12 protein-coding genes are annotated in these 13,234 nt (G+C 63.6%); 3 read left to right on the forward strand and 9 right to left on the reverse strand.

All coding sequences use genetic code 11. The features are described from left to right. Positions 1-9: 9 nt before the first annotated feature. Positions 10-1,152 carry a patatin-like phospholipase family protein gene (locus tag S58_RS21740; protein WP_015667534.1) on the forward strand — a complete coding sequence of 381 codons (1,143 nt, stop codon included), beginning with the start codon at positions 10-12 and terminating at the stop codon, positions 1,150-1,152. Positions 1,153-1,245: 93 nt separating this feature from the next. Here S58_RS21740 and S58_RS21745 read toward each other — a convergent pair whose 3' ends face one another. From S58_RS21745 to S58_RS21760, 4 genes are read right to left on the reverse strand one after another with little or no spacing between them, the layout of a single operon-like run. Then, on the reverse strand, positions 1,246-1,752 hold the full coding sequence (locus S58_RS21745) for a DoxX family protein (protein WP_015667535.1): 507 nt from the start codon (positions 1,750-1,752) through the stop codon (positions 1,246-1,248). Further along, complete coding sequence (locus S58_RS21750) at positions 1,749-2,531, reverse strand: HvfC/BufC N-terminal domain-containing protein (RefSeq protein WP_015667536.1); 783 nt, start codon at positions 2,529-2,531, stop codon at positions 1,749-1,751. The genes S58_RS21745 and S58_RS21750 overlap by 4 nt, the downstream gene beginning before the upstream one ends. Further along, complete coding sequence (gene bufB / locus S58_RS21755; protein ID WP_015667537.1) at positions 2,521-3,426, reverse strand: MNIO family bufferin maturase; 906 nt, start codon at positions 3,424-3,426, stop codon at positions 2,521-2,523. Before bufB ends, S58_RS21750 begins: the two co-directional genes overlap by 11 nt. A 34-nt stretch (positions 3,427-3,460) precedes the next feature. Next, positions 3,461-3,766, reverse strand: a complete 306-nt coding sequence (locus S58_RS21760) for a BufA1 family periplasmic bufferin-type metallophore (protein ID WP_042340080.1) — start codon at positions 3,764-3,766, stop codon at positions 3,461-3,463. A gap of 392 nt (positions 3,767-4,158) precedes the next feature. On the opposite strand from S58_RS21760, the gene S58_RS21765 reads away from it, so the two are divergent. Next, positions 4,159-6,180: an adenylate/guanylate cyclase domain-containing protein gene (locus S58_RS21765; RefSeq protein WP_015667539.1), complete on the forward strand. Its 2,022-nt coding sequence runs from the start codon at positions 4,159-4,161 to the stop codon at positions 6,178-6,180. Between the two features lie 919 nt (positions 6,181-7,099). After that, positions 7,100-7,384, forward strand: a complete 285-nt coding sequence (locus S58_RS21770; protein WP_015667540.1) for an AraC family ligand binding domain-containing protein — start codon at positions 7,100-7,102, stop codon at positions 7,382-7,384. 160 nt (positions 7,385-7,544) lie between these two features. Here the strand turns inward: S58_RS21770 and S58_RS37695 are convergent, their stop codons facing one another. The 5 genes from S58_RS37695 to S58_RS21790 all read right to left on the reverse strand — a co-directional run bounded on the left by S58_RS37695 (position 7,545) and on the right by S58_RS21790 (position 13,221). Next, a complete protein-coding gene (locus S58_RS37695; RefSeq protein ID WP_015667541.1) occupies positions 7,545-7,826 on the reverse strand; it encodes a hypothetical protein in 282 nt (93 codons plus the stop codon). An 85-nt stretch (positions 7,827-7,911) separates the two neighbouring features. Then, the gene (locus S58_RS21775) at positions 7,912-8,589 is read right to left on the reverse strand and encodes an MAE_28990/MAE_18760 family HEPN-like nuclease (protein ID WP_015667542.1); all 678 of its coding nucleotides are present in this window, start codon (positions 8,587-8,589) and stop codon (positions 7,912-7,914) included. A gap of 14 nt (positions 8,590-8,603) precedes the next feature. Further along, positions 8,604-9,716, reverse strand: a complete 1,113-nt coding sequence (locus S58_RS21780; RefSeq protein ID WP_015667543.1) for a DUF262 domain-containing protein — start codon at positions 9,714-9,716, stop codon at positions 8,604-8,606. Positions 9,717-9,857: 141 nt separating this feature from the next. Further along, positions 9,858-11,462 carry a glutamine-hydrolyzing GMP synthase gene (guaA, locus tag S58_RS21785; RefSeq protein ID WP_015667544.1) on the reverse strand — a complete coding sequence of 535 codons (1,605 nt, stop codon included), beginning with the start codon at positions 11,460-11,462 and terminating at the stop codon, positions 9,858-9,860. 460 nt (positions 11,463-11,922) lie between these two features. Continuing rightward, complete coding sequence (locus S58_RS21790; protein ID WP_015667545.1) at positions 11,923-13,221, reverse strand: RsmB/NOP family class I SAM-dependent RNA methyltransferase; 1,299 nt, start codon at positions 13,219-13,221, stop codon at positions 11,923-11,925. Between the last annotated feature and the right edge of the window lie 13 nt (positions 13,222-13,234).

A 13,234-nucleotide genomic window follows, 5' to 3' on the forward strand; every position in this document is an offset into this window, starting at 1 on the left:
GAGCTGCAGATGACAGGCAGGGACGCTGCGAAGGCGATCAACGACGAGCCGAGACAGATCGTGCTGGTGCTGCAGGGTGGCGGGGCGCTCGGCTCCTACCAGGCCGGCGTCTATCAGGCCCTGCATGAAGCGGGGATCGAGCCGGACTGGATCATCGGCACCTCGATCGGCGCCATCAACGCCAGCCTGATCGCCGGCAATGCGCCCGCGAAGCGGCTGCCGCGGCTGAGGGAGTTCTGGAAGCGGATGGAGCAGAACCCGGTCTGGAACCTGCGCACCGCCTTTCCGGGATTCAACGAACGCCTCGCCTACTGGTCGACCATCACCAACGGCATTCCCGGCTTCTTTCGTCCCAACCCGTTCGCCCATGCCGGCTATTCCTATCCGCTCGGGGCCGATAATGCAGGCTTCTATTCGACCTCCCCGCTGGAAAGGACACTGAACGACCTGGTCGATTTCGACCTGATCAATCGCTCTGCGCCGCGCCTGACCGTCGGTGCCGCGCATGTGCGCACCAGCCAGATGCGCTATTTCGACAGCCGCGACGGCGAGCTGACAGTGAAGCATGTCATGGCCTCGGGCGCCCTGCCCCCGGCCTTTCCCGCCATCCGCATCGACGGCGAGCTATACTGGGACGGCGGCATTCTCTCGAACACACCGACCGAAGCCGTGTTCGACGATAATCCGCGCAGGAACTCACTGATCTTCGCCGTCCATCTCTGGAATCCAGTGGGAGCCGAGCCGACGACGATGGCCGAGGTGTTGAACCGTCACAAGGACGTGCAGTACTCCAGCCGTATCGTGAGCCAGATTGCGCGCCAGCAACAGGCTCATCGACTCCGCCATGTCATCAACCAGCTGGCGGCGCGTCTGCCGGAGAATGAACGCAACGATCCGGCCGTCCGCGAGCTCGCCAGCTACGGCTGTTCGACGAGGATGCATGTGGTGCGCCTTCTCGCGCCGCAGCTCGACCACGAGACCCATACCAAGGACATCGACTTCAGTCCCTCCGGCATCATGCAGCGCTGGGACGCCGGCTACGCGCATACCCGATCGGTGCTGCAGCAGAAGCCGTGGATCGGCGAATTCGATGCGCTCACGGGCGTGATCCTGCACGAGCACATGGACGAGATGCCGATCGCGGCGGAGTGAGAACGCCTCCGCGAGCCATCGCGAAGCAGGGAGAAGAGCCGTGCCCGCTCGGACGCGGCTTTGATGCGCTCCTGAATCCTGGACATGCGTCGATCAGGTCCGGCCTCGCCAAGCACAAATCAGGTAGTCGAGCGAGACCCGTCCGCCGCCATGTGCCATGAGCGCAAGCGCCATCGCCGCCCAGGTGATGTGCAGCGGCCAGCCATCGGGCACGGCGAGCTCGACGATCGCGGTCATGACCAGCAGGCCGAGTGCTGCGAAGCGCGTTCCCAAACCGAGCACCAGCAGCACCGGAAACGTGATCTCGCCGCAGCCGGACATGAAGGCCATGACGCCCGGAGCCGGGAAATGATAGGGACCGCCCGGCAGATGCAGCATGAACTCGTCGGTGAACAAGGTCACGGCGGTGTCGCTCAGCTTCAGGAAGCCGTCCCATTTCAGGATGCCGGATCGCCAGAACGGCACAGCAAGCGCGACCCGCAGCGCCAGCTGGGCAACCGACAGCGGCGCGATCATCTGAACGAGGTGCCTCGCTTTGTCGACGAGGGCGCCGAGCGGAGGAACATTCGAACTGGCTGCAATGCGCTGCTCTGTGATCATGATGGATGTCCCGACGTGACTGAGGTGAAGGCGCCGGCCTCGATCAGACCTGCGATGTTGGTGGCGAGGTCGAACTGCCGCTCGGCGTCCAGGGCATTCACGGCTGCCTCGCCGAGCGGCCGGCCGTCGATCAGGCTTGCGACGAAGATTGCGCCGCCGAGCGGCAGCCGCCGGACCTCGACGTCGAAGTCCGGACGGACGACGAGAGCGTCCTCGGCGGTTGAGGCATCGATGCGTCCTGTCGGCTCAGTGGTCCGATTGGCGGCAAAGATCGTGACCGCGGCGAAGGTCGAGCGTACGAGCCGGGTGGCGGGATGCGGAGTGAACACGACATTGGCGAGCCTGTCCGGCGCGATCGTCGACAACGCTGCGGGCGCCAATGGTGCGGCGTCGGCGGCATGGTAGGCGTCCAGCCACGCACGCTCGATCCGCGCCACGTCGGCGAGCCACGGCAGCCCGGCGGCATGAGGATACGTTTCGATAAAGGCCGGAAAATCGTGGCCATACGCGAACAGCAGCGGTGACGTCGGCGGCGTCCGCCGCATGTGGCTGCGCGCCATCGCGCGAAAGAAGTCGTCGCCCGTGATCCGCTGCACCGCCGGATAGATCGCGGCCAGCGCATTGATCAGGCTCACCGTGACGTTGTTGCGGTACACGTCGTAGCGACGGCCGGCCGATCTGCCGCCAGGTCCGGCGACGTCAACCGGGGCGGCCGCGCTTGGCGCGAGCAGGCCTGCGGAAAACGCCGCTGCGTAGTTGGACGACCCGTCAGGCTGCATGGCGGATGCTCTCGGTGGCTCGATCGAGAATGCGCTGAGCTGCGGCCGCCTCGGCCTTCAGGACCGGCCACTCCGGGACCTTGCTGTCCCATTCGATCAACGTCGGTACGGGCCCGCAGCGGGCGATCACGATCTCGAATAGTTTCCAGACCGCATCGGCGACCGGTCCGTCATGGCTGTCGATCAGCAGCAGATCGCCATCGTCGCTGTGCTGCTCGGCATGGCCGGCGAGGTGGATCTCGCCGACACGCGCAAGGGGAAATTCGTTCAGATAATCCAGCGCTGCGAAGCCGTGATTGGTTGCAGAGACGAAGACGTTGTTGACGTCGAGCAGCAGCCTACAGCCGGTCCGCTGCGTGATGCTGCGAAGGAAATCAGTTTCGCTGATCGTGGAGTTGCGAAAGGTGACGTAGGTTGCGGGATTCTCCAGCAGGATGGGCCGCCGGAGCGCCTCCTGGACCTGGTCGACATGATCGCAGACCCGCGCCAGCGTTGCCGCCGTATACGGGAGTGGCAGCAGGTCATTGAAGAAGCTGGTCGCGTGCGTGGACCACGCCAGATGTTCGGACACCAGCGTGGGCTGGTAGCGTGCGACGAGCCCGCGAAACCGGGCGAGGTGGTCACGGTCGATCGGGGAATGACCGCCGATCGACATGCAGACGCCGTGCAGCGACAGCGCATGGTCGCAGCGGACACGCTCCAGCGCGCGATGCGGCGGCCCGCCGGCGCCCATGTAGTTCTCGGCATGCACCTCGAAGAAGCCGCGCTGCGGCGGCTCCCCGAGGATCGCGGGAAGATGCTCGTGCTTGAAGCAGGTGCCCGCCACACCGCCGAGCGGCGGCGGGAAGCGAAGGGGCATGCGCGTTGAACCCCGCAGCGAGATCCGATCTGTCATGCTCTCCTCCCCCTGCCCCCCGTTGTTCACCAGCTCAGATCGGCTTGAGCGATCCGCGCTTGCCGTTGGGCAGCTCGATATTGGCGCAGGTGCCACCAGCGACGAACTTCCAGGCATTGCCCTGGTAGTCGGTCGTGGAGGTGCCCTGGCACGTCGTGCCCGGTCCCGCGGCACAGTCGTTCTGGCCCTTCAGGGCGACGCCGAAGCATTTCTCTTTCTTGGCGGCCACGGCGGCATCGACCTCGGCCTTGGTGAGGGGGCCGGCGGCGGCGAGCGTGGCCAGCGCGGTGGAGACGGCGCCGGCGAGCGCCAGCGAGGTGATGGTGGTCTTGGCAGACATGGAATTTCTCCTCTTCGTTTGCTTCGCCTGGACCGGCGAAATGGCACTGTCTCCTTCGGATCGATTGGGATCGCCGTTAGCAGCGGTCCGGATCACAGATCCGTGAGACATCGACATGCGCCCACTTCGTGCAGCGCCGGGACGGATTAGTCTGGAGCTGCCGGCCGGGCGCCAATGCCTTGTCCCTATGGCGGCGTTAGCGCCTGGGCATTGGCTTTCTCCGCCCTTAGCCCGCAAAGACCTGATGTAACGAGCGGAGCCGTCAGGGCGTAAGGCGATGAAGCATGACAGGCGGGCATGGAAAGCAGACGGTGACTCCAGACGCGCAACATCGACATGCGAGACCCGCATCCCATGGCGTTACCGTCAGCATTCGCCTGGTGGTCTCGGCGATGGTGCTGGCTGCCATCCTGCTGACGGCGGTATCGTCCAGCCTGGTGTGGTGGCGGACGGCCGACGCGACCAGCCGCCAGCTGGCGTCGACCATCAACGACCAGATCGTCGCTGCGGTCCGCAAGGAGGTCGCATCCATCGTCGATCAGGCGCGCGCGGCGCACACCGCGATCCGCACCCTGTTCCTGCAGAACGTGCTCGAAACCCGCGAGGCCGACAAGCGCGAGTTCGTCTTTCTCTCGCAGTTGCAGTCGCACCCGACCATTTCCTGGGCGGCGTTCGGCTGGCCCGACGGCTCGTTCTTCGCCGCCCACAAGCTCGGGGATCGCCGGCTGGAGATGATGGAAATCTCGCTGACCGATCATGCGGGCGAGCGCCGCATCGACGAATATGACGTCGTGCCCGGCGACATCGAATTCGCCAGCCGACGGTTCGAGCCGACCGGCTTCCGCGTCGCCGAGCAGGCCTGGTTCAAGACTGCGATCGCCGCCGACGGGCCGGACTGGTTCAGGGTGGCCGAGCATCCGACCGGCGAGCGCGCGGCGATCGCGTTCGCCGGGCCGATCGACGTGTACCAGGAACGGCAGGGCGTGCTGGCGATCATCATCGAGTATACGCGGCTGTCTCGCTTCCTCGCCCAATTGGAGGTCGGCCGCACCGGGGCCGCCTTCATCTTCGACGGCAGCGGCGCCCTCGTGGCGTCGCCCGACGCGAAGGCCGACGAGATCAATCCGGCGCAGGGTGAGCCGCCGGCACTGCTGCCGCTCGCGCGACGGGCGGTCGCAACCGCCATCGCCCAGAAGATGGACGAGGCCTGGCGCAGCCGCCTCTCCGATGCCGCCGACGCCTACGAAACCACGGTGACACCATTGCCATTCCCGGGCTGGCGGCTGGTGACGGTGATCCCGGAAGCCGAGTTTCTCGGCCCGGTACAGGCAACCCTGCGCCGGTTGATCATCATGCTGGTGGCCGGCGCTGCGCTGGCCGCACTCGCCTCGGCGATCCTGGTGCGCTCCATGATCGCGGTGCCGCTCGCGCGGGTCGTCGGCGAATTGCGCCACGTCGAGGCGTTCGCGCTGGAAGCGGTGCGCCGTCATCCGTCGCGGCTGCGCGAGATCGGCAGCCTGTCGGGGGCCATCGCCGAAATGGCGTCGGGCCTCTCGGCATTCCGCAAATTCATTCCGACCGATCTGGTCCGCGGACTGTTGCGTCAGGGCGTCGAGGCGAAACCCGGCGGGACGCTGCAGGAGCTGACCGTGATGTTCATCGATGTCGCGGGCTTCACCGGCCTGTCGGAGCGAATGGGCGACGGCGTCGTCGGGCTGCTGTCGCGCTATCTCGATCTGGTCTCGGAGGTCGTCGTCGCGCATGGCGGAACGATCGACAAATTCATCGGTGACGCCGTGATGGCGTTCTGGGGCGCGCCACAGCCCCAGGCCGACCACGCATTGCGCTGCTGCCTCGCAGCGCTCGCCTGCCAGCGCGCCATCGACGAGGCCGATCTCGTCGACGATCTCGGACAGAGACTGCGGATCCGGATCGGCATCAACACCGGCCGCATGCTGGTCGGCAATATCGGCTCCGAGCTCCGGCTGAACTATACCGTGATCGGCGATGCCGTGAACGTCGCAAGCCGACTGGAGGGCGCCAACAAGGCCTATGGCACGACGGTGCTGATGGGAGAGGCGACCGCGCAGAGCGCCGGCCCCTCGGTCATCGCCCGCGAGGTGGACCGCATCGGCGTCTATGGCCGCGAACAGGGACTCGCAGCGTATGAGTTGATCGCGCGCGTGACCGGCGCAGCGATCGGGCGACGTCCGTCCTGGATCGACGACTACGAACGCGCCTTGGCCTGCTACAGGGTCAAGGACTTCGCCGGGGCCGCCGCCGGCTTCGCGCAGGTGCTGCTGGAGCGTCCACACGACGGCCCCGCGACCGTGATGTTGGAACGCAGCACGCGCATGCTCGCCAATGCCGGCGACTCCGCCTGGCAACCGGTCGCAGCCCTGACTGCAAAGTGACGACAGCCTTTTGCGAACGAGACCTGGGCTCATCGGCGTTGGCCCCGGGCTCGACGATCGTCGCAGATCGACCAACCGACGCGTATCGCAGCAAGAGCCTTCCGGCATTTCCATCGGCGCGACACGGCCTTCTTCATCGACGGGCCGGCGCCGCTGTGCAACGCCGGCACGGGATGTCGTCACGACAAGCTTCTCCACGTTTCAAACAGCAGGCATGACTGAGCCATCTCGCGGCACCTTGCGCCCGAGCTTTGCATTCGTTCGACCTCTTCGTCGGAAGAAGAGGCGCAGGGAAGACCGGGTATCGGCTGATACCCGCGGTCCGCGTGCAACAAAAAGCACGCGGCAGAACCACAGGTACAGCCCAATATCCGGCCTTCCCTGCGCGACGGTTTGACGACTTATAGGCGCTCTCCCCGGGGACCGGCTGTCTTGCCCCCGTCGCCAGCGGATCATCATCCCCGCCGGCTTGGTCTCAGCGTCGGGAGACCAGGACCACGCCACTTCGCCGTCGCCTCGCTCCGTTCGTCGGCACGGGCTGTGACACCCGGCTGCAGAGCAACGCGCCCGTCGCATCTCCGGCTCGACGCTTCATGACGATCGCGAAACGTCCCTCTTCAGCGAGCCGGGATGCGCGAGAATGTGGAGGTGATTTGCCCGACGAGGCAAGTGATTAGTTTGCGACAAACTGGCGCGACGGGCGGTTGACGCATGCGGGGCATGCGAGGATTGCCCGTCGGGCGGTTTAAGCCGGCTGTCTCAAATCCCATGGAGATTGCGGCGACAGCGAACCAAACATTCGCTTCCGCGTTAACCGCCACCGCTTCAAACCATCCGCCGGACAACCCAGGTGACGCCATGACTGTCCGCAAATTTGCTCCGACCGACGTTCGAACGCTCGCCCGGACAGGATGGCGACGTGTTCGCGGGCAATGTCGTCGACCAACGCCATGGTGCGCCGATCACGATCGGCTACGGGCGTTATGCGCCCAATCAACGCCTTGTTGAGACGCTCGCCGTAGACGACGTCATGATCGTGATCGAGGGACGACTGTCGGTCTCGACCGGCGGCAGCACCGAAACCGCCGGTCCGGGCGAGATCATCCATATGCCGAAAGGCGAGCATGTCACGATCCAGTCGCATGACGAGGGAGCGCTGACTGCCTACGTCACTTATCCGCATTGGCAGGAGGCACAGGCCTGAGTGCTCTGACGCGGACCGCGCCCACCCTCGCTCCAAATCCAAACCTCACCAAGGCAGTTTCGTGCACGGTCACCGTAACCTGGGCACCCTTCGAATGCACTACCCCCCAAAATTCCTGATGAATTTTCTGCACTTTCACCGCAACCCGCCCAGAGGCTGATTAGCGGCTAAGCCGCTCCATCGCCTCAGCAGGAGTCATTGGCAGCACGTAGTATCCAGCCCTCCATCCAGGGATAGCTTCGCACTGATCCACCTCGATCACCACGTAACGATAACCGACAAAATCATCCATGCCACTGGACGCAAACCGTGGGGGCTCCAGTCCACGGTAAAATGATGGATCAACGTGCAAAGTCATGATGCAGCCCGAAAGAGCAAGCTCGTAAACGGCTTCTCCCAGGGTAGGATTATCGCCACCTTTTGCAAACCACACCTTTGCCACGCTGCACCTTCTCGATCTGATGAACAACTTTATGACAGGCAAAAAAGAACAGCACATGAAGTGATGGTCTACGCGAACTCCCAACCTATTCGGTCCCAACTGCGTTTCGTACGTCACCCACGCCTAAACGCTTGTAACTCTCGAGAGTCGCCGCATTCTCGATATCGGTCTTATAGCTTCTCATCATCTGCAACACTTCGTCCGCCAAAACAATAAAATCTGCTTGGGGGAGATCCAAGTATTCACCATGAGCTACCTTGTTGCGCCTACTTACCAGACTTTCATCGATCAGCTTGAACTTCGTTGCATAAGGCTCTGTGGAAATATCCAACGATTCAGCAATATTAACGAAGACTTTGGACGAAAGGTTCGACTCCGTATCGATGGCGCTCGACATACTCATCTTTGCCGGCTTGTCCATTTCGGCTAGAACAAAGTCAAGAGCCTCAATATTGGACCTCGCCTTTCGGCCACTGCTTAGCAAGCCAAGACGCCCCTTCAAACCGAACACCGCAAAACAAGTCTTGAGGTCCCGATAAATGTGCCCCTGATTGTCTACGAAGTTCAGGTAGATCTCAGACGACGCCTTTATAAACCCCTCCCAGTGCGCGTAGATCAGCGCGACCCCCGCGCGGATGAAAGTTTTTGAGCTCGCAGCTTGACCCTTCGTTGCCAACTTGAAGTCAGATATTTCCTTAATGCGCCAACTCATCTCAGCGTCGAGCGCTTCTTGAAGCTGAGACAACGTACGTATCTTCGCCATCTTCTTTGGTCTCGCTACTGATTAGGATTCAGCAGCTGAGCAGCGATGGGAAGCAATTTCGAGAGACGAGTAGTCCCTCTAACTCCCGCGCCAGAACTGGTTGTAAATGCGTTGTTGTTCCAAATACCTCGAGCAACCCGCACGATAAACCCACTTCGGTCATCCGCTTCCATAGCCTCAAGTGCAGCTACGTTATGAGAAACGCCTGTGGCGAGCACCTCAAATACGGACATGAGGAATTTCCCTGCGAACGCATGGCCGTTCCAGCGCTTGAAGGCCTGATCGCTAAGAGCTTCATCTAGATACCGAAAAGTCTTGACAAATATTGCATCTTCGCCCGCCTTATCAAAATTTCGGTTCGTCGCCATTTCGATCAAGGCCCGATCTAGGTATTCGTGAACATCTAGACCGGCGCGATAAGGAACAGAACGAAAAGAGAGAAACCGCAAAACGAGCTCCACGCCGGCCTGCGCCTCTATTGCCGAATCCGTCTGCGCGGTTGTTCTTCTGAAGGGCTCATACTCTGACAGGGCAATTAGCCAGTGGTAGAAATCTGGATTGATCGAGACCGCAATACTATTTCTCACCTCCTGCTCGGTCAGCCCTGCACCGCCGGTGTTCAATCTTTGAAATAGCTCAAATTTTGCCGCGAGATCACTTTCGCTCTTTAGTATCTCCACGCGAACTCGCGCGCGCTTGATTTCAATCTGCAAAGACTGACCAATGCCATCTTCAGCTCCATCGCTGGAGTCGGCCCAGCGCTTTCCGTCCAAACTGGGCAGAAACTGAGTTCCATTTAGAACCAGAGGCCCGAGTTCTTGTGCGCGCTCACCCTTGAGATCGCCGGTAAGCTGGAACAGAGTAGACAGGCGCTGAAGGCCATCGATTAGCTCCCAAATACCACCCTCGTTCTGAAAAACGAAAATCGGAGGAAAAGGGATTCCGAGCAACAAAGATTCGATAAAACGAGTTTTACGTTCATCGTCCCAGCGAAACAGCCGCTGGAAGACGGGATCAATTTTCAGTTCGTTATCCTTGTACAGATTTATTAGTTCGCCGAGCGACATTTCATAGCCGTCAGTAACGACTTTTTTTCTGGCTGCCTTGACTTCATCGAGCAACGACATTCGTCCCTCTTTCAGAAAGAGACACTGACTAGACACGAAATTGTATTCTTGAAAGGAAGATCGCAACACCCCTTTGATCTTCCAGTCCAGTTCGATCCACTTCTTAAGCGTCGATGCGACAGAATTGATCTTTTAAGCCCCCTACTCCCACTCAATCGTCCCCGGCGGCTTGCTCGTCACGTCGTACACCACCCTATTCACGCCCTTCACCTCGTTGATGATGCGCGTCGCCGTGTTCCCTAAGAACTTCATGTCGAACGGATAGAAGTCCGCCGTCATGCCGTCCGTCGAGGTGACGGCGCGCAGGCCGACGACGTAGTCGTAGGTGCGGCCGTCGCCCATGACGCCGACGGTCTTGACGGGGAGCAGCACGGCGAAGGCCTGCCAGATGGTGTCGTAGAGGCCCGCTTTCCGGATCTCGTCGATGTAGATGGCGTCGGCCTTGCGCAGGATGTCGAGCTTGTCGACGGTGATCTCGCCGGGGCAGCGGATGGCGAGGCCCGGGCCCGGGAACGGGTGGCGGCCGACGAACACGTCGGGCAGGCCCAGCTCGCGGCCGAGCACGCGGACCTCGTCCTTGAACAGCTCGCGCAAGGGTTCGACCAGCTTCATGTTCATGCGATCAGGCAGGCCGCCGACATTGTGGTGCGACTTGATCGTCACCGAGGGGCCGCCGGTGAAGGAGACGCTCTCGATCACGTCGGGATAGAGCGTGCCCTGCGCCAGGAAATCGGCGCCGCCGATCTTCTTGGCTTCGGCCTCGAACACGTCGATGAAGAGTCGTCCGATGGTCTTGCGCTTCGCTTCCGGGTCGGTGACACCGGCGAGCTCGCCGAGGAAGAGTTTTGACGCGTCCACGTGCACCAGCGGGATGTTGTAGTGGTGCCTGAAGAGATCGACGACGGTCTCGGCCTCGTTGAGCCGGAGCAGGCCGTGATCGACGAACACGCAGGTGAGCTGGTCGCCGATCGCCTCGTGGATCAAGACGGCTGCGACGGCGGAATCGACGCCGCCGGAGAGGCCGCAGATCACCTTGCCTTTGCCGACCTGGGCGCGGATCTTCTTGATCTCCTCGGCGCGGAAGGCGTGCATGGTCCAGTCGCCGCCGAGGCCGGCGATGTTGCGGACGAAGTTGCGGATCAGCTTGGCGCCATCCGGCGTGTGCACCACCTCGGGGTGGAACATCAGGCCGTAATATTTGCGCGCCTCGTCCTGGATCACGGCGAAGGGCGCGTTCGGCGAGACGCCGGCGACCGAGAAGCCCGGCGGCATCTGGGTGATGCGGTCGCCATGGCTCATCCACACCTGGTGCTGCTCGCCTGTCTGCCAGACGCCCTCGAACAGGCGGCTATTGGTCTTCACCTCGACGTCGGCGCGGCCGAACTCGCGGTGGTGTCCGCCCTCGACGGTGCCGCCGAGCTGGGCGGCCATCGTCATCTGGCCGTAGCAGATGCCCATCACGGGGACGCCAGAGTCGAAGATCAGCTGCGGGGCGCGCGGGGAGCCGGCCTCATGGACGGATTCGGGGCCGCCGGACAGGATCACGGCCTTAGGCCTCATCTCGCGGAAGGCGGCCTCCGCCTTCTGGAACGGCACGATCTCGCAATACACGCCGTCCTCGCGCACCCGGCGCGCGATCAGCTGCGTGACCTGGCTGCCGAAATCGACGATCAGGATCTTGTCGTGGAGCGCGGCCACGGAGGTGTCGGCGGCGGCGCTGGTCTGGGTGTTGGCTGGGGCTGTCATGGCAAGGAATTACGCCGAGAGCACGAGTCCCGCAACCCTTCGACGGGGCCGACGCCCTTTCCTCCCCGTCATTCCGGGGCGCGCGGAGCGCGAGCCCGGAATCCATAACCAAGACCGGGAAGTATGGATTCCGGGCCCGCGCCAAGGGGCGCGTCCCGGAATGACAGCGTGATTGTGGCGACGCCGTCAAACCCCGCGAAAGCGGGGTATCCATTACGCCGCGGCGTCTCGGTCGGCCACGACCGGCGGTGGAATACTGGGTCCCCCGCCTTCGCGGAGGACGACAGCGGAGGGTGTCCGCGGCCGCCTGCCCCGTCATCGCCGGTGGCCGTGGGGCGGCCCCGGCTCCATCCTCCGTCATTGCGAACGCAGCGAAGCAATCCAGGGCTGCGGGTGGGACTCTGGATTGCTTCGCTGCGCTCGCAATGACGACGGAAAGAGCTTTGACGGCGGAGAGGGATTACGCCTTCTTCAGCACCGACACGAAGAAGCCGTCCGTGCCGGTGCGGCGGGGGGTCATCAGCCAGCCTTCGTCCGACTTCAGGGCGGCCTCGGCGAAGGCCTCGGCCTTGTCCCAGAGGACGGTCGCGGTCTGGTCGGGGGGCTGGATGGTGAACTCCGGGTGGCGGGCGACGAAGCTGCGGACCTGGCCGCCGTTCTCCGGCTGGAGCACCGAGCAGGTGATGTAGGCGATGCGGCCGCCGGGCTTGACCAATGCGGCTGCGCGCTCAAGCACTTCGGCCTGGTCCTTGAGGCGGATCTCGAGCGCGCCGGGGCGCATACGCCATTTGGCGTCGGGGTTGCGGCGCCAGGTGCCGGTGCCCGTGCAGGGGGCGTCGATGACGACGAGGTCGGCGGAGGCCTTGATGTCGGCGAGCGGGTCGGCGTCGCCTTTCGGCGTGCGCACGTCGGCGTTGTGGACGCCGGCGCGCGACAGCCGCTCGTGGATGGGCGCCAGCTGGCGCTTGTCGCTGTCGGTGGCGATCAGCCGGCCCTTGCCGCCCATCATCGCAGCCAGAGCGAGCGTCTTGCCGCCGGCGCCGGCACAGAGGTCGATCACCTGCTCGCCAGGCTTGGCCGCGGTGAACAAAGCCGCGAGCTGCGAGCCCTCGTCCTGGACCTCGATCGCGCCCTTGATGAAATCCTCCTCGGCATGAACGCCGGGATTGCGGGCGTCGGCGCCGAGCTGGATGCGCAGGCCGATCGGCGACCACGGCGTCGGCACGGCGCCGAGATGCTTGAGCGAGGCCTCTACTTTTTCGCGCTTGGCCTTGAGCGTGTTGACGCGCAGGTCGAGCGGTGCGCGGCTGGCCATCGCCATGGCTTCAGTGACGCGGTCATCGCCGAACACCGCCGTGAGATAGGGGTCGAGCCAGTCGGGATAGTCGCCGGCGACCGGCGGCGGCGCGCCTGCGGTGGTGCGCGACGCCAGCGCCCTCTCCTCCTGCGCCGTCAGCGGCGGCGGCGCGAAACGGCTGCCGTCGCACATCGCCGCGATGGTCGCGACATCGAGGCCGCGCTCGAGCTTGAGCATGCCGAGCACGCGCGCACGCGCCGTGTCATCCTCCATGAGATAGGCGCTGGAGGCGCGGCGGCGGAGCACGTCCCAGACCAGGCCGGCGATGGCTGCGCGGTCACCGGAGCCGGCGAAGCGGTGGCTGGTGCCCCAGTCCTTGAGGGCCTTGGCCGCCGGCGCCCTCTGGGCCTCGATGGACTCGATGATGTCGATGGCGGCGGACAGCCGGGCGGCGGGGGTCATTACGAATCCAGGG

It is taken from the genome of Bradyrhizobium oligotrophicum S58 (assembly GCF_000344805.1).
Classification (GTDB): domain Bacteria; phylum Pseudomonadota; class Alphaproteobacteria; order Rhizobiales; family Xanthobacteraceae; genus Bradyrhizobium; species Bradyrhizobium oligotrophicum.